The sequence below is a fragment of the Aeromonas simiae genome (assembly GCF_014892695.1).
Lineage (GTDB): Bacteria > Pseudomonadota > Gammaproteobacteria > Enterobacterales > Aeromonadaceae > Aeromonas > Aeromonas simiae.
Genome location: NZ_CP040449.1, coordinates 956,188 through 978,406, shown reverse-complemented (window position 1 = coordinate 978,406; position 22,219 = coordinate 956,188). Strand labels below are relative to the sequence as shown.

The window sequence follows — 22,219 nt, the reverse complement described above, 5'->3', positions numbered from 1 at the left end:
TTGACTCAAGACGCGACAGGCGGCCCAAAGGCCGCCTGTATCCACGGGGCGGCCAGCACCGCCGACGCGCCCTTATTCTTGGGGCACCACCTTGCCGATGAAAGGTAGGTTGCGATAACGCTGGGCATAGTCGATGCCGCAGCCGACCACGAATTCGTCCGGAATGGCGAAGCCGACCCACTCCACCGGCACGTTCACCTCGCGGCGCGACGGCTTGTCGAGCAGGGTGCTGATGGTGAGCGATTTTGGCTCACGTAGCGACAAAATCTCGCGCACTTTGCTCAAGGTGTAACCGGTGTCGATGATGTCTTCGACGATCAATACATCCTTCCCCTTGATGTCGTCATCCAGGTCTTTGAGGATGCGCACATCACGGGAGCTGCTCATGCCGGAGCCGTAGCTAGAAGCGGTCATGAAGTCGAGGCAGACCGGCAGATCGATGTGACGGCACAGGTCTGCAAGAAAGACGCAAGAGCCGCGCAACAGGCCCACCAGCACCAGCTCTTCGGTGCCCTGATAGTGTTCGGTGATCGCCTTGCCGAGCGCCGCGATGCGGGCCTGGACTTCGCTTTCAGGGATCATCACCTCAACGGTATGTTTCATGCTTAACTCCATCGTACCGTGCCTCGAGACGGTACCTCACGACTCGAAAGGCAGTGATTGTACCATCTGTAATGGCAATCGTCAGGGATACATCACTCTTTAACCAGTGCCGTTTAGTTGGTACAGTGCAAGCCGATCACAGGCTGTGTCGGTAACGACAGATTGACAAAAACATAATCAAAAAAGAACTCACAATATGGAACCACGCGCAGAAATAAGGCGGCGTACCCGGCTCTCGCCGGAGGCCCGTCGAACTCAGCTTATGGAATGTGCCATCGAAGTGTTTTCCCGCCGCGGCATCGGGCGGGCTGGACATGCCGAAATCGCCGAGCAGGCGAAGGTGTCGGTGGCGACTGTTTTCAACTACTTCAACACCCGTGAAGATCTGGTCGACGCCGTCCTCGGTGAAATCGAGCAGTTCATCCGTCGGGTGATGACCGAAGCTTATACTTCCCACCACCCCATCACTGAATGCATTCATCGCCATATCCAGTTGTTTGTCGATGAAGCATACGACCGCCCCGATCATGTCAGTATCTGGCTGGAATGGAGTTCGTCGGTACGTGAAGAGGTGTGGCCGCGCTATGTGCAACTGCTCGAGAGCACCCAGCAGCACATCACTGAATACCTGCAAGACGCCATCGACAAGGGCGAGATCGAGAGCACCCTGTGTGCCCGCGATCTGGCTTGGCTGATGACCAGCTTCGGCTACATGATGATGCAGATGATCAATGCGCCAGTCCGTCCGGAGCGCGAGAAGGTGGTCGAAATCCTGTTCCACTCGGTCACCGCGCCGCTGCGGGCCAGTCGGAACAACCTGCTCTCTTTTTCCTGAAAAAGAGACGATGAATAAGAAGGGGCGGCCACTGGCCGCCCCTTTTGCATTCACTGTGGCTGGTAGCCCCAGCGCTGACACAACTCATGGGTGATACCGAGGTGATCGAGGAGGCGTGCCACCATGAAGTCTACCAGCTCGGCCACCGACTGCGGCGCGTGATAAAACCCCGGCGCCGCCGGCATGATGGTCACCCCGAGCCGAGCCAGACTCAGCATGTTCTCTAGATGGATGGCGGAGAACGGCGTCTCGCGCGGCACCAAAATCAACTGGCCGCGCTCCTTGATAACGACGTCGGCCGCTCGCTCGATGAGGTTATCTGACGCGCCGTGGGCGATGGCCGACACTGTTCCCATCGAGCAGGGACAGATCACCATCTGTTTCGGGGCCGCCGAGCCCGAGGCCACCGGCGAGAACCACTCCTCCTTGCCACAAGCGACAATCTGCCCCTCGCGGGCGCCATACTCGGCGCACAACTGCGCCGAGAGGGCCTGAGGTGAGGCCGGCCAGTCGATGCCCTGCTCGGTCTTGAGCACCACCCGCGCCGCGCTGCTGGCCAGTACGTAGACCTGATAGTCGGCCTGCACCAGGCACTCGAGCAGGCGCAGCGCATAGGGGGCGCCGGAGGCCCCGGTCAGGGCAAGGGTGAGTTGTTTCATGCCAGTCCGTGATACTCCTTGAGGCGGGCCAGCAGTTTGTCGTGAATGCCGCCAAAGCCGCCGTTACTCATGATGAGCACATGATCCCCGTCGCGGCTCTCCGCCACCAGGCGATTGATGAGCGCCTCGAGATCGTTAAACACCTTGCCCGGTTTCTCCATGTGGGCCACCACTTCGCCCAGATCCCAGCCGATATTGGGCGGCTGGAAGAAAAACACCTCGTCGGCCCCATTGAAGCAGCCGGCCAGCTCCTCCTTGTGCACCCCGAGCTTCATGGTGTTGGAGCGCGGCTCCAGCACCGCCAGGATGCGCTCATCGCCCACCTTGGCACGCAGGCCGCCAAGGGTGGTGGCGATCGCCGTGGGGTGGTGGGCAAAGTCGTCGTAGACGTGAATGCCGGCCACTTCCCCTTTAAGCTCCATGCGCCGCTTGGGCGAACGGAACTGGCACAACCCCGCGATGGCATGCTCCACCATCACCCCGGCGTGGCGGGCGGCGGCAATGGCCATCAGGCCGTTGTTGACGTTGTGATCGCCGATGCACTCCCAATGCACTTCGCCTTGCTTCTCCCCATCGAGCCACACCTCAAAGGCGGAGCCGTCACTCTCGAGTTTGGCGGCGCGCCAGGTGGCGTCTTCGCCCACCAGCTCCACCTCGCTCCAGCAGCCCATCTTGTGCACTGCGGCCAAGTTTTGATCCGCCTTGGGATAGAGCACCCGGCCCGTCCCCGGCACGATGCGCAGCAGATGGTGGAACTGCCGCTGGATGGCGGCCAGATCCGGGAAGATGTCTGCGTGATCGAACTCCAGGTTGTTCATGATGAGGGTGCGCGGCCGGTAGTGGACAAACTTGGAGCGCTTGTCGAAGAAGGCGCAATCATATTCATCGGCCTCGATGACGAAGAAGGGGGCGGCCCCAAGGCGCGCCGAGACCGGGAAGTTGCCCGGTACGCCACCGATGAGGAAGCCGGGCTCGAGCTTGGCGTACTCCAGCACCCAGGCCAGCATGCTGGCGGTGGTGGTCTTGCCGTGAGTGCCGGCCACGGCCAGCACCCAGCGATCTTTGAGCACATGCTCGAGCAGCCACTGGGGGCCGGAGACATAGGGCAGGTTGCGGTCGAGCACATACTCCACGCAGGGATTGCCACGGCTCATGGCGTTGCCGATCACCACCAGATCCGGCGCCGGATCGAGCTGGGCGGGGTCATATCCCTCGATAAGCCCGATCCCCTGCTCCATAAGCTGGGTGCTCATGGGGGGATAGACGTTAGCGTCCGACCCGGTGACCTGGTAACCGAGCTGCTTGGCCAGGACGGCCAAGCCACCCATAAAGGTGCCGCAGATCCCGAGGATGTGAATGTGCATACCGCTTCCTTTTCATGTCAGGTAGGGCGCCATTCTAGCAACCCCACCGCCGCATTGGCAGCGCCTCAGCCGACACGGCGTCGAATATGGTCATTTGAAGCGAGCTCGCTATAATGTGCCCCTGCACTTCTTTTATGCCTCAACCGTTTTAAGGAAACGTCATGAGCCTGAACCTGGTACCGGCCGGCAAGAGCCTGCCTGAAGACATCTACGTCGTCATCGAAATCCCGCAAAATGCCGACCCGATCAAGTACGAAGTCGACAAGGAAAGCGGCGCCATCTTCGTTGACCGCTTCATGGCCACCCCCATGTTCTATCCGTGCAACTACGGCTACGTGAACGGCACCCTCTCCCTGGATGGTGATCCGGTTGACGTGCTGGTGCCGACCCCGTACCCGCTGCTGGCCGGCTCGGTGATCCGCTGCCGCCCGGTCGGCGTGCTGAAGATGACCGACGAATCCGGTCAGGACGCCAAGGTGGTTGCCGTTCCCCACTCCAAGCTGACCAAGCAGTACGACCACATCAAGGATGTGAATGACCTGCCGGAGCTGCTCAAGGCTCAGATCCAGCACTTCTTCGAGCGCTACAAGGAGCTGGAAGCGGGCAAGTGGGTCAAGGTTGATGGCTGGGGCGACAAGGCCGAAGCCGAGGCCGAGATCCTCTCCTCCGTCGAGCGCGCCAAGAAGTAAGGTGCGATCGAAAAAGGGGCGCCCACGGGCGCCCCTTTTTATTGCCACCGACGCTAGCGCGGCGCCTGTGGTTCGCTTGGCGTGATACGCGGCGACGCCGGCTCCTGCGGCTCACCACGAATATAGAGAGGCTTGCCGTTCTGGCGGTACTCCCGATACCAGTCGCCCCCACAGCGGTAACGGCCATCAGATTGGCTCACCAGCTCGCAGTCGACCGGCAACACCTCGAGCCAGCGCAGGGCTTCCTGATGGCGCAGCCACTCACGCCACTCCTGCTCACGCGCCAGTTGATCGCGCAGAGCAAAGGCATCGATCTGCTGCTCACCCCGGGTAACGGTGACGCTCCCTGCCCACGCAACCCCGTGAGTCAGCAACACAGCCAACCCCAGCAAAGCCCTTACGTTGGTGTCTATCTTCATCACCCGAGTCCCCCACGCCATTGAAAAGTGGCACGCCCGCCAGCTAAACCGCTGACTCTCACCTAGTAGTTAAAGGAGAGGTCACAGCAGTGAAGCACAGGGAGGCCATGATGAGAAGCATGACACTGATGGGGGCGCTGCTGTTTACCCCCCTAGCACTGGCCGAGCCCCAGTCACTGCAATGGCAGTGGCGCTCCCATGATGGGCAGGAGCACCACATTCGCTTCGATGCCACAGCGCGCGACGTGGCAACCAGCCATCGCGACATGCAGCGCCTCGATGCGGCCCTCAACGCCCCCCTCGAAACCCTGTTCGCCCAGATGGGGCAAAAACTGCAACATACCCTGACGGCCATCAACCAGAGCAGCCCAGCCAGTGCCCCCAAATTCAGCACCCTGGATGAGGCCTTCTCTCGCCGTGACGACACACCGGAATCGCTCCAGTTCTGGCAGGCCTACCACCAGTATCAATCCGATGCCTTCTACGAGATGCGCATCGCCCCCTGCGTACACCCAAGCAATCGCAACCTGCCCTGTGTGCGACCCAACTACTCCCAGCTCTTTTATGGGCTCAAAGGGGCGCTGCGGCCACTGGCGCGGCAGTTCAGCCAAGCCGACATGCCACGTTCGGTCGCACTGGTGCAGGAGTGGCTCGCCGCCATCCCGAGCTCCGGCGAGCAGATGGAGCGCTTTGCGCCGCCGCTGCAAGCGCTGCAAAGAAACCTAGCCGACAGCGACGAGCGGGCCCTGCTGATGGCCGCCCTGGTGGCCGAGCTGGCGCCCCAGTACCCGCTCTCCATCATCTATCCCGATATTAGCGTCGGCAGCGTGTCGCCGGCCTGGCTGGCCATCAGCGCCGACAGCGGGCTCAAGGGCGAGACGGTGCTCATCAACCACCAATCTCACGTGCTGCTGACCGGCTCACCACTGCTGGTGCAGCAGATGATGCTGGGAAATATCCGTTTAATCAGCGAACCACTCTACTGAATTCCCCTACTCCCCACGGTGTCGGTTGCATTTGGTGACCGACGTGGCATGCTGCGCAGCCAAAGCAGGGTGGCGCACTAAAACTTAACAGTTTTTAAACAGGTCGGATCAGCTTAGGATACGGCATGCCCGTTTTCTCACGCCGCAAAGCGTTATAACATCACCACAAGGAGTGTCATCAGGATGAAATCTCTGGCTCTTACTCTGGCGCTGCTGTCGCCGCTGGCCATGGCCCATAACTTCAAGGAATCCGCTCCGGTTCCGCTGGTGAAGATCGGCGAACAAGGTGAATTGGTGCTCAATGGCAAAGAGGTCGGCTACCAGCCGTGGCAGAGCACCCAGCTCACCGGCAAGGTATACATGATCCAGCACATCGCCGGCCGCTCCAGCGCCAAGGAGCTCAACGCCCCGATGATCGAGGCCATCAAGGCTGCCAAGCTGCCCCATGACCAGTACCAAACCGTCACCATCATCAACAGTGATGACGCCATCTGGGGCACCTCGGGCTTCGTCAAGAGCAGCGCCGAGAAGAGCAAACAGGAGTTCCCTTGGTCGAGCATTGTGCTCGACGCCAAGGGCATGGCTCGCAACGCCTGGGCACTGACCCCCGAAAGCTCGGCCATCGTGCTGCTCGGCAAGGATGGCAAGGTGCTGTTCGCCAAAGACGGTCAACTGGCCCAGGCCGATATCGACAAGGTGATGGGGCTCATCAAGACCCATCTGTAATCAGTGAGGATGCCGGGGCTGCGCCCCTCTTATGGTCACGTTTCGCGCACTGCTCTGGATATGGCTGGCGGGCTGGTTGTGGATGCAACCGGCCCTTGCCCTGCACCAGCTCGAGAGCCTGACCCCGGATCACTCCCACCTCTGCCAGGTGTGCGCCGCCCATCTCGATGGCAAGTCGCTGCCCGGCTCCACCCCACCGCTACGCGGCACACCGTCGCCACCGCCGACCCCCGATAGCGCCGCGCCCGAGGCCGGCCATGCCGATGTGCCCGGCCACTACGCCATTCGCGCGCCCCCAGCTGATCTCAATCGTCTTTTTTGCCCGTAAAGCGGGCCTGTTTCCATTCACGATTGACTCAACAGGAGTGCTGATGAAAGCCCTCGTACTGATGATGGCGGCGGCAACCTTTGCCGTGTCCGCCAACCACGGATCCCATGACCACCACGACTCAGCCGGCCACGCGGCCCACGAACATGGCCACGGCCAGCTCAATCTGGTGCTAGATAGCAACTTGCTGTTGCTGGAGCTGAGCGCCCCGGCCGCCGACCTGATCGGCTTCGAACATGCCCCGAAAAACGATGATGAGAAGGCGCGCATGGCCCAAGCCATGGCTCGCCTCAAGCAGGCTGAGACCCTGTTCGTGCTAGCACCCGGCGCCGGCTGTACCCTGGCCCAGCAGGAGATCAAGGCAGGCCATGATGAGCATGATCATGATGATGACCACCACCATGATGAGGCCGATGACCATGCGGACGTCGCCGCCAGCTACAGCTTCACCTGCACCCAGCCGGATGCACTCAAGGGGATGCGGGTCAACCTGTTCTCCCACTACCCGAGCCTCAGCAAGCTGACCGTGCAGGGCTTGATCCCCGGTGGCCAACTGGCCGGTGAACTCACCCCGAGCAATCCAACCCTGGAGTGGTAACCCATGAGCCGTACCGTGGTTAACATCCATGACCTGCGCTTTGCCTGGCCCGGTCACGATCCCGTGCTGGAGATCCCGGCGTTGCAGATAGCGCAGGGGGAGCGGGTCTTTATCAAGGGGCCGTCCGGCTCGGGTAAATCCACCCTGCTGGGGCTGCTCGCCGGCATCCAGACCGTCAACCACGGCACGCTCGAAGTGCTGGGCCAGCCACTGGCCCAGCTCTCTTCCCGCGCCCGCGACGGCTTTCGCGCCGGCCAGCTCGGCTACATCTTCCAGCAGTTCAACCTGCTGCCCTATCTCTCGGTCATCGACAACGTCACCAGTGCGCTGACCTTCTCGCCGCAAAAGCGTGCGCGCCTTAATGCGGCCCCCGAGGCTGAGGCGCGCCGTCTGCTCGGCGAGCTGCAACTGCCCGAGGCGGCCCTGAGCCGCCCGGTACATGCCTTGAGCATCGGCCAGCAGCAGCGGGTGGCCGCCGCCCGTGCCCTGATCGGGGCGCCGCCTCTGGTGATCGCCGATGAGCCCACCTCGGCCCTCGACACCGACAACCGCGCCGCCTTCATCCGGCTCCTGTTCAAGGAGTGCGACCAGCAGGGCTCGACCCTGATTTTCGTCAGCCACGACCCCTTCCTCGAGCCGCTCTTCCCGCGCGTGGAGAACCTGCAACAACTGAACCGGAGGAGCCAATGCTAAGACTCGCCCTGCACAGCCTCTGGGCCCGCCGCCTCACTGCCAGCCTGACCCTGCTCGCCGTCGCCATCAGCGTCACCCTGCTACTCGGGGTCGAGCGGGTGCGCAGCCAGGCCCGTGACAGCTTCGCCAACACCGTCTCGGGCACCGATCTCATCGTCGGCGCCCGTTCGGGTCAGGTGAACCTGCTGCTCTATTCGGTGTTTCGCATCGGCAACCCCACCAACAACGTGGGGTGGGATGCCTATCAGCAGATCCGCGCCCTGCCCGGCATCGCCTGGACCATCCCCCTCTCCCTTGGCGACTCCCACAAGGGGTTTCGGGTGCTCGGCACCAACGAGGATTACTTCAGCCACCTGCGCTATGGCCGCCAGCAGCCGCTGGTGATGGCCGAAGGGCACCCCTTTGCCACCCCCTTCGAGGCGGTGCTCGGGGCCGAGGTGGCGCGCAAGCTCGGTTATCGTATCGGGCAACCCATCGTTATCGCCCACGGGGCTGGCAGCACCTCGTTCAGCCAGCACGACAACCTGCCTTTCAAGGTGGTGGGGATCCTCGCCCCCACCGGCACCCCCATCGATCGCACCGTGCACGTGCCGCTCGCCGGCATTGAGGCGATCCACCTGGGATGGGACAGCGGCCGCCACAGCAAGGCGGTGACCGCCGAGCAGGCGCTGGAGCAAGATCTCACCCCCAAGACCATCACCGCCTTCATGGTGGGCCTTGGTAACCGCATCATGGCCTTCCAGCTACAACGCACCATCAACACCTGGCGCAGCGAGCCGCTGATGGCGATCCTGCCCGGCGCCGCCTTGCAGGAGCTGTGGGGGCTGTTGAGCGTCGCCGAGCGGGCACTTGCCATCATCGCCGGCTTCGTGGTGGTGGCCGGGCTCATCGGCATGCTGACCACCCAGCTAGCTGGCCTCAACGAGCGGCGCCGTGAATTGGCGATCCTGCGCTCGCTCGGGGCTCGTCCGCTGCACCTGTTTACCCTGCTCACCCTGGAGTCGCTGGCCCTCACCAGCCTCGGCATCCTGGCCGGGCTGGCCCTGCTCTATGGCGCCCAGGCGCTGGCGGCGCCACTTTTAGCAAGCCAATATGGCCTGCTGTTCCCGCTCGCCATGCCAAGCACCTACGAGTGGCAACTGATCGGCCTGGTGTGGCTCGCCGGCCTGCTGATCGGCCTGCTGCCCGCCTGGCGCGCCTACCGCTACTCCCTTAGCGACGGTATGAGCATCCGTTTATGACCATGACACAAGGAACATCGATGAAACGTCTGATCCTGGCCCTGCTGGCCACCCTCTGGGTGCTGCCGGCCATGGCCGCCGACTACAAGAGCCTGGAGTGGGACAACCTGATCCCGGAAGGGGAACGGCTGGCGCCGCCGCCCCAGGTCAACCACGAAGGGGACCCCATGAGCACGCCGCAACCGGTCGGCGGCGTGGTGCCGACCCTCGATGGACAGAGCGTGCGCCTGCCCGGCTTCGTGGTGCCGCTCGAAGGTGACAGCAAGACCATCACCGCCTTCCTGCTGGTGCCCTATTTCGGCGCCTGCATCCACGTGCCGCCCCCCCCCACCAATCAGGTGGTCTATGTGCGCTTCCCCAAGGGGGCGCCGGTGGACGATCTGTGGGACGCCATCTGGGTTAAGGGCACCATGAAGGTGGTCAGCTCCAACCATCAGATGGCCAACGCCTCCTACGCCATCGAGGCGGTCGACGTGGTTCCCTACGAGTAATCCCCCCTGTGCAACCACCGCCTGCGGGCGGTGGTTTTCCCGCCAGTGACAAGAGAGTAAGATCGGCCCATTCACCCTAGGGAACCGCCTCTCATGTCCGACTTGCCGCCCCCCAAACGTGATTCGAACAGCATCCTCAGCAGCCAGGAGCTGACCCTGCGCCTGGCCCGCAGCCGCAACATCGACGGCATGTTGACCAAAAACAGCGACAGCACCTTCGAGCAGCGCGCCACCTTTCGCCTCGCCGCCGAGCAGGCCACCCGTCAGCGCAACCTCGAAACCATCATGGTGATGGCGGCCCGCCATGGCGGCGAGACCGTCGCTGGCGGCGAGCCGGACCCGGACTGGCTCACCCGTTTCCTGCAACTGGCCGAAGAGATTGGCTCGGTGCCGATGCAGCAGTTGTGGGGGCGGATCCTCGCCATTGAGCTGATCAGCCCTGGCAGCTTCTCGGTGCGCTCGCTCATCACCTTGCGGGAGATGACCCAGCGCGACGCCCAACTGTTCCAGCGCTTGTGCGCCCTCGCGTGCAGCTATACCGGCAGTGACGAGCGGCGCCTGCTCACCGGCCTCTATAAGGGGGCAACCCTGCTCAGCCGCGCCAAGGCCAGCCACCTGGGGCTTGGCAAATACCGCCTGCCCTACAACGCCCTGTTACAACTGTTTGAGCTGGGGCTGCTCTACAAGGGGGAGTTGGAATCGGGCGAGCTGCCCGCCGAGGGGCTGGAGCTGGTCTTTAGCAACCAGCGCTGGCGCCTGCGCAGCCGCCAAAGCCACAACAAGCTGCTTTACTATCGCCTCACTCCGGTTGGTAACGAGCTGGCCCACTTGCTCGAAGAGCCGCCTCAAGAGGAGTACCTGCAAGATCTGCTGGTGCTGCTGCACCAAGGGATACATATCGAAGTGGCGATGACCACGCCCCCCGCCCAACCCGAAGCCCAGGACGAGAAAGGGGGCTGATGCCCCCTTTTTCTTGCCACCGCGCTCTCGCCTGTCGCGAGACGATGGGCCGCCTGCCCTCAACAAATTGCAAGTAACTCCCTGCCTTTCGCGTTCTCGGCGGCGCTGTGGCACTCTTCCTCTTGTCGCTTTATTAACCTCGATTAACTGGTATTACCTGTCAGGACGACTACAATGCAGCACCCCATTCTGCCAGGCCATGACATGCCCGCCCCCGATCCCGTATTTTCCTCCTCGTTCGAGGCCCGTTTTCTGCATCCTCGTTACTGGTTGAGCTGGCTGGCCCTGGCGGCGCTGATGCTGCTGGCCTTTGTGCCGGTTCGGTTGCGGGACAAGCTCGCCGCCGCGCTGGCACCACTGGTGTTTCGCCTCTCCAAAAAGCAGGTCTATATCGCCAGAACCAACCTGGCCATCTGTTTTCCGCACTTAAGCCCGGCCGAGCGCGATGCCATCGCCCTGACCTCGGTGCGCGTCGGCCTCAAGAGCCTGCTGGGATTTGGCGAGTTCACCATGCGCAGCCCCCGCTACCTGATGCGCCGCTTCCAGGTGAGCGGCTGGGAGCACATTGAAGCCGAACAGGCCGCCGGACGCCCGGTGATCTTGGTGGTGCCGCACACCTGGCCGGTGGACGCGGCCGGCTACTACTTCACCCAGCGCGGCGTACCCATGTGCACCATGATGAAGCGGGCGCGCAACCCGGTGTTTGACTGGCATCTCAATCGGGCGCGGGCCAGGAATGGCTGCCGCGTGTACGAGCGCAGCGTCGGGATCAAGGCGGTGCTGCGAACCCTGCACCGCGGCCGCAGCTTTTTCTACCTGCCGGATCAGGATCATGGCCGCGACAAGAGCCTGTTTGCCCCCTTCTTTGGCCACTCGAAGGCGACCCTGCCCGCCCTGTCCCGCCTAGTGGCGGTGAGCCGCGCCAAGGCGGTGCCGCTGCTGGCCTGCTACGACGAGGCCAACCACTGCTACCGGCTGGAGGTCGAGGCGCCCTTCGACGACTACCCCAGCCAGGATATGATGGCGGACACCTGCCGGATGAACGACATGGTGCAGCAGCAGCTGACCCGCCATCCGGGCCAATACATGTGGTTTCTCAAGATCTTCAACACCCGTGAGGATCAGCTGGGGCCGGATGGCCTCTATGAGGCGGGGATCAAGCGGATCAGAAAGGGGCTCTCCCCGCACCCTGACGGGGTGTAAGTGCTCAGCCCCCACAGTTGGCGGCGCTCAGCGAGCGCCTTGCCTGCAATGAGCGATTGAACGCGAGGGCCCTGCCCTCGATTTTTTCGCCCGGCCAGTGACGTCTTGCAGACCTAAGATGTCACCTAGATGGCCTTCCCCCACCAATCCGACTGCTACGCGGTTCCCCTCGGGTCGGTCACAAGCTCGGGCGCAGCCGCAGATGGCGCTCCTGACCTTGCATCCTAACCTCGGCGGATTGCAGGGGGAGCCAATACCGCGAACTTGCTAATACTGATGGCATCCGTAGGTTCGAATAGCGCAGCGTATTCGAACATTCGCGGTTCGGAGTAAAGGCGGCCCGTCAAACCCGTGATAACCCCTGCCCTCGGCGGTTTGCCGGGATAGGCAGGCATCGTTGCTCCTCTTGGTACCGCTCGGCAAGTGACAGCCACAGAGATCCTCATCCAGGCCATTCCCACCGTCCCGCTTTAAAAAAGTGAACCTTTCTACACTTTCCTGTCGCAATCAGCAGCAAGGCCATCAAAAGTGCATCATCGTACACTTTTAGTTAGTGGTTTCTCTTTCCATGGGTTAAGGTGTAACAACCTACACTTTTTATCGTGATAATGATGGCAAACGGATCGCTACAAACCGGCCCGCAAGAACTGGATCCCGCCTCGCTGGGCGTAGCGATAAGGGAGAGACGCAAGGCCGCCAAGATGACCCAGGAGGTGACGGCCTCCCTGTGTGGCATCTCCAAGAAGACCCTGATCAAGATTGAAAAAGGGGGGGATGTCTACCTCTCGACCCTGTTACAGGTGATGAAGGCGCTGGGGATGAGGTTGCAACTGGAGCAGGAAGCAGGCGCGCGGTTAGCAAGCGGCAACAACCGACCAGGGATCGATGATGATGAGTGGTTCTAAGCACCATCGGCTCGAACTTCGGCTGGGTAACCGGCTGATCGGCCATCTCGAGTATGACTCCACTCAAGATACGTTTGGGCTCGGCTATCTGCCAGAGTGGCAAACACGCGGGTTCCCGCTCTCACCACCGCTGACGCTGGACGGCTCGGCCAGCAGCGCCCAGATCCGGGCGTATCTCGGCAACTTGCTGCCAGAAAATCGCGGACTGGATCATCTGATTGAGGCGCTCAGCGTTTCGCGCAGCAATCTCTTTGCCCTGATCCACGGCATTGGTCGCGATGTCTCCGGGGCTGTCACCTTTACCCTGCCCACAGAGCAAGACGTCCCCACCCAGTTTCGCCCCATCACGCCAGAGGAGCTGTTGCTGCGACTCGACCAACCCGAGACCTGGCCACTGGAAATCTGGGATGGCCGGCCCCGCCTCTCGGTTGCGGGGGTGCAGGCCAAGCTCAACCTGCTGCGACGAGAAGGATCCCTGGGATTTGGCGAGGGTGAACTCTGTTCCACCCACCTCCTCAAGTTCGAGCATCACCCTCATCTGGTGATCAATGAATTTGTGACCATGCGGCTGGCGGCGTTGCTGGGTATGTCGGTCGCCCAGGTCGAGCTGCACACGGTTGGTCTGGGTGAAACCTCTCACCGGGGCTTACTGGTTGAGCGGTTCGATCGGCGTCTCGATGAGGATGGCCTGAGGGTACGCCGCCGTCACATGATCGATGCCTGTCAGGGGTTGGGGTTTCCCGTCACCCGGAAATATGAACGCAACTTCGGTGATGGGCGAGACGTGGCCCATATCCGGGAAGGGGTGAGCCTACCACTGCTGTTTAGCCTTTGCGCCCTTTGCATCAATCCGGCGCAGGCCAGATTGAACATGCTGCAATGGCTGCTCTTTAACCTTTGCGTCAACAACCATGATGCCCACGGCAAAAACTACAGCTTCTTCGTCTCACGGGCAGGGCTGACACCCACGCCCTGGTACGATCTGGTCAATGTGGGGCTCTACCCCGAGTTCAACCAGCACCTGGCCATGGCCATAGGTGACGAGTTTGCCCCCGAGGCGATCAACGCATGGCAGCTGCTGGAGATGGCTGAGGCGTGTGATCTGCCCCGACGCCTGTTACAGCAGACCCTGCACAAGATGGCCAGCGACATCCTCCACCATCTGGATGCCGCCATCGTCATGGTCAAAACAGACAACCCCGCCGAGCTGGCGTATCTGGCGCGCTACCGGGACGACGTCGAGCGCCGCTGCCGCCATTTTCAAGATCAGGCTGCGATATTGCCCGAACTACACCTGTAGCCACTCATCAGAAGTTGGAGGAGCTCGGCCAAGCTCCTTGCCTACGGCCTGACCTTTGATACGGCTGCGCCGCATGGGGATTTCGCCCGCCCCGCAGGCTGTGGCGAGTGACTTTTCTTTGTGTGGCCAAACAAAACTCACCCATCGAGCGGCCACCTGCGATTGTGCTGGCCGTGACAAAGCGCTCAGAAAGGTGGGTGTCCCATTTTTCGCGCGAGTCATCCGCTGTGCGGATACCCTCGGCTCATTGCGCGGGCCGGACATACCGCCGCACACGCCCTTTGGTCTACGCCATCCATGGCTTCGGCCAAAGCCCGCGTCAAAGGCGTTGTTTCCCAAATCGATGCAGCTTGAATGGAACTAACAGAGGACTTGGTGATCTGATCACCACCATCCTCTTCAAGTCTGCATTATGGGCAAGTCGCTTCACCCCATCACCAATTGGCCTAAATACAACAAGTCTTTGATTAACCGAGGTTCACTCACCTTCTGGGTTGATGCCGAAGTCATGAACAACTGGCTCTACCACGACCATCATGGGCGGCGGGGCCGCAGCCAGCTTTACACTGACCAGACCATCTGTACCTTCCTGATGCTCAAGGGAATTTTCAACCTCACTCTGCGGGCTACTCAGGGACTATTCGACTCCCTGTTCGAGTTGATGAATGTGCCGTTGTGCGCACCGGACTATAGCTGTGTCAGCAAGCGGGCCCGCACGGTGACCGTGACCTATCGGCAGCCCAGCAAGGGGCGCATCACCGACCTGGTTATCGACTCGACTGGCCTGAAGGTGTTTGGCGAAGGCGAGTGGAAGGTTAGAAAACATGGCGCTGAGAAGCGGCGAGTGTGGCGCAAGTTGCATCTGGCGGTAGACCCGGTGAGCCACGATATCGTGGCGGCGGAAGTCTCGCTGGAAAATGTCCATGATGCTGAGGTGTTGCCCACCTTGCTTAACCCTCTGCGGCGTAAGCTGGGGCGTGTTTATGCAGATGGCGCCTATGACAGCAAGGCCAGCCATCAGCTTATCTCGCGCAAAGGGGCGATAGCCTGTATCCCGCCTCGCAAGAGTGCGGGGCTCTGGAAAAAGGGGCATCCAAGAAATGAGGCTGTGCTGGTGATGCGCAAGGAAGGGTTGGCGCACTGGAAGAAGATATCGGGGTATCACCGTCGCTCGCTGGCAGAGACGGCGATGTACCGGTTCAAACAGTTGCTGACGGGGAAAATCAGTCTGCGTAACTACAACGGTCAAGTGGGAGAGGTCATGGCCTACGTGTGTGCGATGAACAAACTGAATACCCTTGGCCTACCTGTCAGAAAGCCCCGAGTGTAGCGCTCACCCTGGGCTGGGAACGTCATGACTTGCTGGCTGATTTGGGAAACAACGCCCGCGTCAAACATCCCTGTTCTCGCGCCACATCGGGGTCGAGCGGTGCTCGCCCTGACCCGATTTGGCCCATGCTCCGCTGCGGCTGCACCGTCCTCCCTGAGGGCGATCCTTCCCCTCGGCGAATTGCAGGGGGAGCCAATACCGCAGCCCTGATGCGCTGGCGGATCGCTCACCCACCGTATCGATTGCCTACCCGTTGGGTCGCCCCATCGCCGCCCGTTACTGACTAATTTGTTGATCGTCCTCAGAAAACCATCACCTCCCTCTTCCCTCCCCCACTTCACTCGCTAATATCTCCGTTTGGCAACCTCTCGTCGAAATCACCCATGAGTCAGGCCAGCATCACATCGCAGGTAAACCGCAGCAGACTGGAGTTGTTACCCAGTGCGGTAGCGTGGTTTTGGTAGGTTGGCGCAGAGCGTAGCGAAGCTCAACAGACGAGCATAATCACGTCAATCAGAGTGGGATAAACATGGATTTTGTCGATCGGTAAAACAAATTGGCAGATACGTTTCGCGGTAAACGTTGGGCTTCACTTCGTTCAGCACCAACCTACGATTTTTTAGCCCAGCATACGAGATAATGGTTAAACATCTTTTAGAACACTAAAAAAAATTGGGGGCACTTTGAGTCTCGTTCAAATTCACTTTGATGGTGATATTGCAGTCAACCATCAAGTAAGCATGAGAACTTTGGGTAAAACGCTTACTCATCTTCAAAATTCAATGGATAGAGCTTATTTAGAAATCCATTATGGGCAGTTATGGAAGTTTGCGAAAATGCGACAGGAGTTCTACCAAGATGTTGAGCTGCTTGTACAAGAACCAAAGGAAGGTGGTTATGTTCTTGATTTTCTGTCTTCAAATCCAGTAACTAAAACTGTCATCAATCGTGTTTCTAGTGCTGTAAGTGGCGCTGTAGAAGCATCAAAGAAAGCGGGATTGGACAAAGCAACTAAAATCGAAGAGTCTCTAGGAAAAAGGATGGCTCAAGTTGAAAGCGGAATACTTGTCCCCAAAGACCTGCAAACAATGATAGATAACCCAGACGCTTCCGTAATAAGGCGCTATGGAGATCGTGCTATTTGTAGAGAAATTGATCAAATACTCTCGATCATTAGAGCAGGCCATGCGGGAGATAGTACCTTTGAGCTTTTTTTAAGTTGTGATAAGTCAGCTAAGTTTGACTTTAATAGAGAGTCTGCTGGCAAATTCCATTCAACTGTTTCTCGCAGGGAACTGGGAGAGCCTGTACTCTACCATGCAACAATCTCATCGCTAGATAGGCAGAATAATAATGGGAAAATATACAACTTAATTACAGGGAAAGTTGCAAACATTCATTTCTTTAGTGAAGACTTCCTTGAGATGGCAATGCCATTTTTTCAAGAAAAAAAGGAAATGGCTTTTGTTGGCTCTCCATTAATAGAGTACGGAGCATTTGATCCAAATGCTGGTGATATATATTTCATTAAATTGGCATGATTATGGATGAGCTAGCAAAAGCTGTGCAGAAAAAGTATGTTGAAGATATTACAAAAAAATATCCTCTTCATCGTTTTCTTGTAATGTTTATAGTGCTGATTTCCTCACACATTTATTCTAAGGGAAATGACACCCGAGTACTTTCTGAACTCAATAATATAAAGGTTAACTTTATATTTGATTTCAATAAAGGATTGCTTGCCTCCGTCAGTTTTGAGCAGTTTGTTATTTCTATATTAGTAACTAGAGTAGTTAGCTATGTATACTCAAAGATAAGCAGCAAGTCATTTGAATTATTAACAAAAACATCATCTTTTGACTCGTACATTTCTATAATTAGAGAAAACATTGATTCAAAAAAGTCAAAACAAGAAGTTTTAAATTACTTTATTGCAAAGGATTTATCGAAAGAGCTTGATGGTTTAAGGGGGAAGTTAAAGTCGTTTCACACTCGTTCAGAGTTGTTTCTTATTTCAGCATTAAGTGTATTCTGGGGATGGGCGGCCAACACTTATCTAGATTGGTTTCTGATTATAGTGCTTATAGCATTGATCATTATAAACATTTGGAACGCATTCAAATTCTATATTTCTGATTTTTTACCTTACTATATAACGGAGCAAACATTATTGGGCGCTAAGGTTGAATTTGGTGATGAATAGGTAGATGAGCATGAATCTAACTCTTTCAAACTTGATTCAGAGAATTCCCATCAAAGCTCTAAAGCTCTTGGGACCAGCTATTGTCGCGGCCATAGCCACATACAAAGCTGCTGCCCTGCAATTCAATGCCACATTGCAACAACTACGTGAGAATAACGAACTCACCGCCCGCCAGCACCTCTTTGACTACTACAAAGAACGTCAGAAGCGACTGTCAAAAGGTTACTCAAGCCTAACCTACTCGATGGACCAAGTGCTTAGGGTGAATGCATCAGTAGCAGAGGAACTGCCCAACGGAGCACTCAAAGAAATAGTTGACTCCTTCACATCTATTGCTCAACTTCATCTGCGCAGCACCATTCGAAATAAAGCTGGTATTACGTGACATGAAAGCTAAGAAACTAGATAAGCAGGAGGAATACAAGGAACTTGAAGAAAAACAAGCGATACTCTCTCGTCTAACTATTGGTAAGGACTTCGAAAGTAAGCGCACAACAGTGTTTTCGGTCATTGAAGTATATGGCTCCCTAGAGCGGTGCAACCAATTACTACTAGAGAGAGAAATGAATCGACTATTTCGAAAATACGTCGGTGATGGCACATAACAAGCTATTCTCGTGACTGAAACTGGGAAAATTAAAATTGGGACACCCACTATTTTGAATGCCGTGTAGCGGCTAACCGCCTCGCTAAGCCCCTTCAGCCACAGCCGAGCACGGTATTGACCCCCGGCAAGTCGCCGAGGCGAGTTGAACGGGCCAATAGCGCCATCAGGGAAGACGGCGCAGCCACATCCATCCCTTCTCGGCAGAGGAAATAAAAAGGGGGCCTTGGCCCCCTCGCTTATTGATAAACCCCATTGGTGCGGGCTTACCCGCGACAAGCTCACAAGTCGCCCCTAATCGATCAACCCCCGCAGCCTCAAGGCCGCCAGCAAGCTCTCCACCAGCGCTGGCACCGGCGCGCCATCGTTGTGCAGATGAACCTCGGGGTTGAGCGGCGCCTCGTAAGCCGAATCGATGCCGGTGAAATTCCGAATTTCGCCGGCGCGCGCCTTCTTGTAGAGCCCCTTGGGATCGCGCTCTTCGCACAGGCTCAGGGGGGCGTCGACAAACACCTCGACAAACTCCCCCTCACCCAAGAGATTGCGCACCAAGTCGCGCTCCTCCCGGTAGGGGGAGATAAAGGCGGTGAGCACGATGAGGCCAGCATCCACCATGAGTTTTGCCACCTCCCCCACCCGGCGGATGTTCTCGCGCCGCGCCGCTTCGTCAAAGCCGAGATCGCCGCACAGGCCGTGGCGCACGTTGTCCCCATCGAGCAGGTAGGTGTGCTTGCCAAGCCCCGCCAGCGCCTCTTCCAAGGCGCCAGCCAGAGTGGACTTACCCGCCCCCGAGAGGCCGGTGAACCAGATGACCAAGGGGCGCTGACCCTTAACTCGGCTTCTATCCTGTTTGGTCACCGCATGGGGATGCCAGACAATATTGTTCATTGCTCCTCCGTCGGGCTTGGCCCGCGAAATAGTGTGCCTTGTCCTCAGAACGGGAACAGCAGGGGCACCATGATGATGACGCCGATGCTATAGGCCAGCGACACTGGCAGGGCCAGCTTGAGGTAGTCCTGCATCCGGTAGTTGCCCGCCGAGAAGACCATCAAATTGGTCTGGTAGCCATAGGGCAGAATAAAGCTTGAGCTGGCGCCAAACAGCACCGCCAAGATAAACGGCATGGTCGAAACGTCCATGCTGAGCGCCAACTGGTAACCCATGGGGAAGGCCAGGGCGGCGGCGGCGTTGTTGCTCATCAGCTCGGTCAGCACCAAGGTAAACAGATAAATCCCGATGAAGGCAATGAGGGGGCTTGAACCATTAAACTCCCCCATCAGCCACTGGGCGATCACCTTGGCCAGCCCGGTGCGTTCGAGCTGATCCGACAAGGCCAGCGCCCCGCCCACCACCAGCCAGATCTCAAGCGGAAAGCGGCGGCGGATCTCATCGAGGGTCAAGATGCGGGTCGCCAGCAGTGCCACCAGCATGATGAGCAGCCCTTTAAACAGCGGCAGCACGTCAAACACCGAAGCGGTCAGCACAGCGGCAAACCCCGCCACCACGGCGGCGCTGCGGCCGGTTCCCAGACGGGTGGAGGCCTCCAGGCCGCTCACCACCAGAAACTCCCGCGAGAGGGACTTGTTACTGGCAAAGCGCGGGCCGGGCGCCAGTAGCAACACGTCACCGGCGTGCAACTCAATCTGGCCGAGTCCACCGGTGAGCTGGCTCTCGCCACGGCGCACTGCCAGCACCACCGCATCGAAGTGGGTGCGAAACTCGGCATCACGCAGAGTCTGCCCCACCAGGCGCGAGCTGTGGCTGACGATCACCTCGACCAGATGCTGGCCGTTGAGGCGATGCTCGCCATACAGCTCGAGGCCGCGCATCTCTTGCAACACCCCCACGCTCTCCACGTCACCGCAAAACAGCAACATGTCCCCTTCGTGCAGCTCGTGCTCGGGCTGCACCGGGCAGATCACCTGCTGCCCACGGATGATCTCGGCCAAATAGAGGCTTTTGAGGCTGCGCAGGCCGTTCTCTTTGACACTGCGCCCGGCCAACGGCGAGCCGGCCGTGACCTTGGCCTCGAGAAAATAGCCGTGGCTGCGGTCAAATTCGCTCTCCTGCTCGGGCAGGCGGCGGGCAAACAGCAGCACCGCAATCCAGCCGGTGAGCAGGGTACCGGCGCCGACCATAAAGAAGTCGAACATGCCGAGCGGCGGGGCCCCCATCTTCTCGAGGAAGCTGTTAACGATAAGGTTGGTCGAGGTGCCAATCAGAGTCAGCACGCCGCCAAAGGTGGCTGCAAAGCACATAGGCAGCAGCAGTCGGCTGGCGCTGTGCTCGGGGTTGCGTTTGACCGCCCCCAGCATGGAGGCCACCACGGCGGTATTGTTGACAAACGCCGACAAAAAAGCGGTGGAGAACCACACCTTGGTCAGTACCTGACCAAACGAGCCACGGCCAACGGCGCTGGCAAACCAGCTCATCATGCGGGTCTTTTCAACCGCGAGCGACACCAGCAGCAAGAGAACCAGGGTGAGCAAAGAGCCGTTGGTGTAGCCTGCCACCACCCCCTGGATATCGGCCAGCCCCACCAGATAGGTGATGAGCACCGCCCCCGAGAAGAGCAGGGCCGGCCGTAGCCGGCCCTGGATCAACAGAGCGACCAGGGCAACCAGCAAACCCATGACTAGGGATTGTTGCCAGCTCATCGCTTACCCCTTGCTGATATCGAGCGCTTGCCAGTGCGGGAAGTGCTTGCGAATGAGGGCGTTGAGCTCGAGCTCAAACTCGCTGACGCTCGTCTTGGCCGCCACCTCGTCCAGCGCCTGCACTATCATGCCGGCCCCGACCGTGACGTTGGAGAGGCGATCGATGAGGATGAAGCTGCCGGTATCGCGGATATCGCGATAAGGATCGAACGCCACCGGCTCGGTCAGGCTCAGCTCGCACAGGCCGATCTCGTTGAGCTTGAGCGCATCGGCGGCGTGCTCTTCGAGGTTGTTGATATCGATGCGGTGGCGAATGGCTGCCACCTCGCCACGGCTCTTCTTGGTGGCGAGCTTGATGGCGTAGCTGCGACCCGCTTGCAGGGGCTGCTCCCCCATCCAGACGATGTGGGCCAGCAGGCGGCGCGACACCACGGGCGGGTGCTCGGCGGCCACCAGCAGATCGCCACGGCTGATGTCGATCTCATCGGCCAGCGTGATGGTGATGGCCTGGCCCGGCAGGGCGCGCTCGAGATCCCCATCGAAGGTGACGATGCGCTTGACCGTGCTCTGCTTGCCCGACGGCAGCACCGCCAGCCGGTCGCCGACCTTCAATACCCCCGACGCCAGGGTGCCGGCAAAGCCGCGAAAATCGAGGTTGGGACGATTGACGTACTGCACCGGCAGGCGCACCGGGTGGCGCTCAAGATCTTGCTCCACGTCGGCGCTCTCGAGCAGGGAGAGCAGCGGCTCACCCTGATACCAGGGCATCTGGGCGCTCTGGTTGACGACGTTGTCACCGTCCAGGGCCGAGACCGGCACCAGGTGGATGGTCTCCACATCGAGCTGGCTGGCAAAGGCGCGGTAGTCGCGGCTGATCTCATCGAAGCGAGCCTCGCTGAACTCAACCAGATCCATCTTGTTGACCGCCACCACGAACTGCTTGATGCCGAGCAAGCTGGCGATAAAGCTGTGGCGGCGGGTCTGATCGAGCACCCCCTTGCGGGCGTCGATCAAGATGATCGCCAGATCGCAGGTGGAGGCGCCGGTCGCCATGTTGCGGGTGTACTGCTCATGGCCCGGGGTGTCGGCGATGATGAACTTGCGCTTGGCCGTCGAGAAGTAGCGATACGCCACGTCGATGGTGATCCCCTGCTCGCGCTCGGCCTGCAAGCCATCGACCAAGAGCGCCAGATCCAGCTTCTCGCCGGTAGTGCCGAGCTTCTGGCTGTCGGATTCGAGGGCCTTTAACTGATCTTCATAGATCTGCTGGGAGTCGTGCAGCAGGCGCCCGATAAGGGTGCTCTTGCCATCGTCCACGCTGCCGCAGGTGAGAAAACGCAGCAGGCTCTTGTTCTCTTGGGCCTTGAGGTAGGCCTCGATCCCTTCGCTCTCGAGGGCGGTCTTGACGTAAGAATTCATGGCAAC

The 22,219-nt window shown here is 59.3% G+C and carries 24 protein-coding genes; 17 read left to right on the top strand and 7 right to left on the bottom strand.

What is annotated here, in order from left to right:
• Window positions 1–72: 72 nt before the first annotated feature.
• Window positions 73–603 carry a hypoxanthine phosphoribosyltransferase gene (gene hpt / locus FE240_RS04680; RefSeq protein ID WP_193003571.1) on the bottom strand — a complete coding sequence of 177 codons (531 nt, stop codon included), beginning with the start codon at window positions 601–603 and terminating at the stop codon, window positions 73–75.
• A 196-nt stretch (window positions 604–799) separates the two neighbouring features.
• On the opposite strand from hpt, the gene FE240_RS04675 reads away from it, so the two are divergent.
• Window positions 800–1,438, top strand: a complete 639-nt coding sequence (locus FE240_RS04675; RefSeq protein ID WP_193003570.1) for a TetR/AcrR family transcriptional regulator — start codon at window positions 800–802, stop codon at window positions 1,436–1,438.
• Window positions 1,439–1,488: 50 nt separating this feature from the next.
• Here FE240_RS04675 and FE240_RS04670 read toward each other — a convergent pair whose 3' ends face one another.
• Both FE240_RS04670 and mpl read right to left on the bottom strand, forming a co-directional pair.
• Window positions 1,489–2,097, bottom strand: coding sequence for a flavin prenyltransferase UbiX (locus FE240_RS04670; protein ID WP_193003569.1), 609 nt, complete (start codon window positions 2,095–2,097; stop codon window positions 1,489–1,491).
• Window positions 2,094–3,461, bottom strand: a complete 1,368-nt coding sequence (mpl, locus tag FE240_RS04665) for a UDP-N-acetylmuramate:L-alanyl-gamma-D-glutamyl-meso-diaminopimelate ligase (protein WP_193003568.1) — start codon at window positions 3,459–3,461, stop codon at window positions 2,094–2,096. The genes FE240_RS04670 and mpl overlap by 4 nt, the downstream gene beginning before the upstream one ends.
• Window positions 3,462–3,622: 161 nt before the next feature.
• Here mpl and ppa point away from each other — a divergent pair, with 161 nt between their 5' ends.
• Window positions 3,623–4,150, top strand: coding sequence for an inorganic diphosphatase (gene ppa / locus FE240_RS04660; protein ID WP_193003567.1), 528 nt, complete (start codon window positions 3,623–3,625; stop codon window positions 4,148–4,150).
• A 53-nt stretch (window positions 4,151–4,203) separates the two neighbouring features.
• On the opposite strand, the gene FE240_RS04655 is transcribed toward ppa, so the two are convergent.
• Complete coding sequence (locus tag FE240_RS04655; protein WP_226798987.1) at window positions 4,204–4,569, bottom strand: hypothetical protein; 366 nt, start codon at window positions 4,567–4,569, stop codon at window positions 4,204–4,206.
• 107 nt (window positions 4,570–4,676) lie between these two features.
• On the opposite strand from FE240_RS04655, the gene FE240_RS04650 reads away from it, so the two are divergent.
• The 15 genes from FE240_RS04650 to FE240_RS04580 all read left to right on the top strand — a co-directional run bounded on the left by FE240_RS04650 (window position 4,677) and on the right by FE240_RS04580 (window position 17,918).
• A complete protein-coding gene (locus FE240_RS04650; protein ID WP_193003566.1) occupies window positions 4,677–5,555 on the top strand; it encodes a hypothetical protein in 879 nt (292 codons plus the stop codon).
• Window positions 5,556–5,738: 183 nt separating this feature from the next.
• Entirely contained in the window at window positions 5,739–6,281 is a 543-nt protein-coding gene (locus FE240_RS04645) for a YtfJ family protein (protein WP_193003565.1), read from the top strand.
• 31 nt (window positions 6,282–6,312) lie between these two features.
• Window positions 6,313–6,609, top strand: a complete 297-nt coding sequence (locus FE240_RS04640; protein WP_193003564.1) for a hypothetical protein — start codon at window positions 6,313–6,315, stop codon at window positions 6,607–6,609.
• A 43-nt stretch (window positions 6,610–6,652) separates the two neighbouring features.
• Window positions 6,653–7,207, top strand: a complete 555-nt coding sequence (locus FE240_RS04635) for a ZrgA family zinc uptake protein (protein ID WP_193003563.1) — start codon at window positions 6,653–6,655, stop codon at window positions 7,205–7,207.
• Window positions 7,208–7,210: 3 nt separating this feature from the next.
• Entirely contained in the window at window positions 7,211–7,900 is a 690-nt protein-coding gene (locus FE240_RS04630) for an ABC transporter ATP-binding protein (protein ID WP_193003562.1), read from the top strand.
• Entirely contained in the window at window positions 7,894–9,141 is a 1,248-nt protein-coding gene (locus FE240_RS04625) for an ABC transporter permease (protein WP_193003561.1), read from the top strand. Before FE240_RS04630 ends, FE240_RS04625 begins: the two co-directional genes overlap by 7 nt.
• Window positions 9,142–9,161: 20 nt before the next feature.
• Window positions 9,162–9,632 carry a DUF3299 domain-containing protein gene (locus FE240_RS04620; RefSeq protein WP_193003560.1) on the top strand — a complete coding sequence of 157 codons (471 nt, stop codon included), beginning with the start codon at window positions 9,162–9,164 and terminating at the stop codon, window positions 9,630–9,632.
• A 93-nt stretch (window positions 9,633–9,725) separates the two neighbouring features.
• Window positions 9,726–10,592 carry a TIGR03899 family protein gene (locus FE240_RS04615; protein ID WP_193003559.1) on the top strand — a complete coding sequence of 289 codons (867 nt, stop codon included), beginning with the start codon at window positions 9,726–9,728 and terminating at the stop codon, window positions 10,590–10,592.
• A 204-nt stretch (window positions 10,593–10,796) separates the two neighbouring features.
• Window positions 10,797–11,795 (top strand): lauroyl-Kdo(2)-lipid IV(A) myristoyltransferase, encoded by a 999-nt coding sequence (gene lpxM / locus FE240_RS04610; RefSeq protein WP_193004447.1) that lies wholly within the window; start codon window positions 10,797–10,799, stop codon window positions 11,793–11,795.
• A 611-nt stretch (window positions 11,796–12,406) separates the two neighbouring features.
• The gene (locus tag FE240_RS04605; RefSeq protein ID WP_226798983.1) at window positions 12,407–12,700 is read left to right on the top strand and encodes a helix-turn-helix domain-containing protein; all 294 of its coding nucleotides are present in this window, start codon (window positions 12,407–12,409) and stop codon (window positions 12,698–12,700) included.
• Window positions 12,684–14,000: a HipA domain-containing protein gene (locus FE240_RS04600; protein ID WP_193003557.1), complete on the top strand. Its 1,317-nt coding sequence runs from the start codon at window positions 12,684–12,686 to the stop codon at window positions 13,998–14,000. The genes FE240_RS04605 and FE240_RS04600 overlap by 17 nt, the downstream gene beginning before the upstream one ends.
• A gap of 412 nt (window positions 14,001–14,412) precedes the next feature.
• Window positions 14,413–15,330 carry an IS5 family transposase gene (locus FE240_RS04595; RefSeq protein ID WP_193000518.1) on the top strand — a complete coding sequence of 306 codons (918 nt, stop codon included), beginning with the start codon at window positions 14,413–14,415 and terminating at the stop codon, window positions 15,328–15,330.
• Between the two features lie 683 nt (window positions 15,331–16,013).
• On the top strand, window positions 16,014–16,871 hold the full coding sequence (locus tag FE240_RS04590; RefSeq protein WP_193003556.1) for a hypothetical protein: 858 nt from the start codon (window positions 16,014–16,016) through the stop codon (window positions 16,869–16,871).
• Window positions 16,872–16,873: 2 nt separating this feature from the next.
• The gene (locus FE240_RS04585) at window positions 16,874–17,533 is read left to right on the top strand and encodes a hypothetical protein (protein WP_193003555.1); all 660 of its coding nucleotides are present in this window, start codon (window positions 16,874–16,876) and stop codon (window positions 17,531–17,533) included.
• A gap of 10 nt (window positions 17,534–17,543) precedes the next feature.
• Window positions 17,544–17,918 carry a hypothetical protein gene (locus FE240_RS04580; protein WP_193003554.1) on the top strand — a complete coding sequence of 125 codons (375 nt, stop codon included), beginning with the start codon at window positions 17,544–17,546 and terminating at the stop codon, window positions 17,916–17,918.
• Window positions 17,919–18,431: 513 nt separating this feature from the next.
• Here FE240_RS04580 and cysC read toward each other — a convergent pair.
• From cysC to cysN, 3 genes are read right to left on the bottom strand one after another with little or no spacing between them, the layout of a single operon-like run.
• Complete coding sequence (cysC, locus tag FE240_RS04575; RefSeq protein WP_193003553.1) at window positions 18,432–19,025, bottom strand: adenylyl-sulfate kinase; 594 nt, start codon at window positions 19,023–19,025, stop codon at window positions 18,432–18,434.
• A gap of 44 nt (window positions 19,026–19,069) precedes the next feature.
• Window positions 19,070–20,794, bottom strand: a complete 1,725-nt coding sequence (locus tag FE240_RS04570) for an SLC13 family permease (RefSeq protein WP_193003552.1) — start codon at window positions 20,792–20,794, stop codon at window positions 19,070–19,072.
• Window positions 20,795–20,797: 3 nt separating this feature from the next.
• Window positions 20,798–22,213: a sulfate adenylyltransferase subunit CysN gene (gene cysN, locus FE240_RS04565; protein ID WP_193003551.1), complete on the bottom strand. Its 1,416-nt coding sequence runs from the start codon at window positions 22,211–22,213 to the stop codon at window positions 20,798–20,800.
• Between the last annotated feature and the right edge of the window lie 6 nt (window positions 22,214–22,219).

Bases quoted from the DNA above. Each gene is read 5' to 3' on its own strand.
- hpt (WP_193003571.1), bottom strand. From the start codon at position 603: ATGAAACATACCGTTGAGGTGATGATCCCTGAAAGCGAAGTCCAGGCC.
- FE240_RS04675 (WP_193003570.1), top strand. From the start codon at position 800: ATGGAACCACGCGCAGAAATAAGGCGGCGTACCCGGCTCTCGCCGGAG.
- FE240_RS04670 (WP_193003569.1), bottom strand. From the start codon at position 2,097: ATGAAACAACTCACCCTTGCCCTGACCGGGGCCTCCGGCGCCCCCTAT.
- mpl (WP_193003568.1), bottom strand. From the start codon at position 3,461: ATGCACATTCACATCCTCGGGATCTGCGGCACCTTTATGGGTGGCTTG.
- ppa (WP_193003567.1), top strand. From the start codon at position 3,623: ATGAGCCTGAACCTGGTACCGGCCGGCAAGAGCCTGCCTGAAGACATC.
- FE240_RS04655 (WP_226798987.1), bottom strand. From the start codon at position 4,569: ATGAAGATAGACACCAACGTAAGGGCTTTGCTGGGGTTGGCTGTGTTG.
- FE240_RS04650 (WP_193003566.1), top strand. From the start codon at position 4,677: ATGATGAGAAGCATGACACTGATGGGGGCGCTGCTGTTTACCCCCCTA.
- FE240_RS04645 (WP_193003565.1), top strand. From the start codon at position 5,739: ATGAAATCTCTGGCTCTTACTCTGGCGCTGCTGTCGCCGCTGGCCATG.
- FE240_RS04640 (WP_193003564.1), top strand. From the start codon at position 6,313: ATGGTCACGTTTCGCGCACTGCTCTGGATATGGCTGGCGGGCTGGTTG.
- FE240_RS04635 (WP_193003563.1), top strand. From the start codon at position 6,653: ATGAAAGCCCTCGTACTGATGATGGCGGCGGCAACCTTTGCCGTGTCC.
- FE240_RS04630 (WP_193003562.1), top strand. From the start codon at position 7,211: ATGAGCCGTACCGTGGTTAACATCCATGACCTGCGCTTTGCCTGGCCC.
- FE240_RS04625 (WP_193003561.1), top strand. From the start codon at position 7,894: ATGCTAAGACTCGCCCTGCACAGCCTCTGGGCCCGCCGCCTCACTGCC.
- FE240_RS04620 (WP_193003560.1), top strand. From the start codon at position 9,162: ATGAAACGTCTGATCCTGGCCCTGCTGGCCACCCTCTGGGTGCTGCCG.
- FE240_RS04615 (WP_193003559.1), top strand. From the start codon at position 9,726: ATGTCCGACTTGCCGCCCCCCAAACGTGATTCGAACAGCATCCTCAGC.
- lpxM (WP_193004447.1), top strand. From the start codon at position 10,797: ATGCCCGCCCCCGATCCCGTATTTTCCTCCTCGTTCGAGGCCCGTTTT.
- FE240_RS04605 (WP_226798983.1), top strand. From the start codon at position 12,407: ATGGCAAACGGATCGCTACAAACCGGCCCGCAAGAACTGGATCCCGCC.
- FE240_RS04600 (WP_193003557.1), top strand. From the start codon at position 12,684: ATGATGAGTGGTTCTAAGCACCATCGGCTCGAACTTCGGCTGGGTAAC.
- FE240_RS04595 (WP_193000518.1), top strand. From the start codon at position 14,413: ATGGGCAAGTCGCTTCACCCCATCACCAATTGGCCTAAATACAACAAG.
- FE240_RS04585 (WP_193003555.1), top strand. From the start codon at position 16,874: ATGGATGAGCTAGCAAAAGCTGTGCAGAAAAAGTATGTTGAAGATATT.
- FE240_RS04580 (WP_193003554.1), top strand. From the start codon at position 17,544: ATGAATCTAACTCTTTCAAACTTGATTCAGAGAATTCCCATCAAAGCT.
- cysC (WP_193003553.1), bottom strand. From the start codon at position 19,025: ATGAACAATATTGTCTGGCATCCCCATGCGGTGACCAAACAGGATAGA.
- FE240_RS04570 (WP_193003552.1), bottom strand. From the start codon at position 20,794: ATGAGCTGGCAACAATCCCTAGTCATGGGTTTGCTGGTTGCCCTGGTC.
- cysN (WP_193003551.1), bottom strand. From the start codon at position 22,213: ATGAATTCTTACGTCAAGACCGCCCTCGAGAGCGAAGGGATCGAGGCC.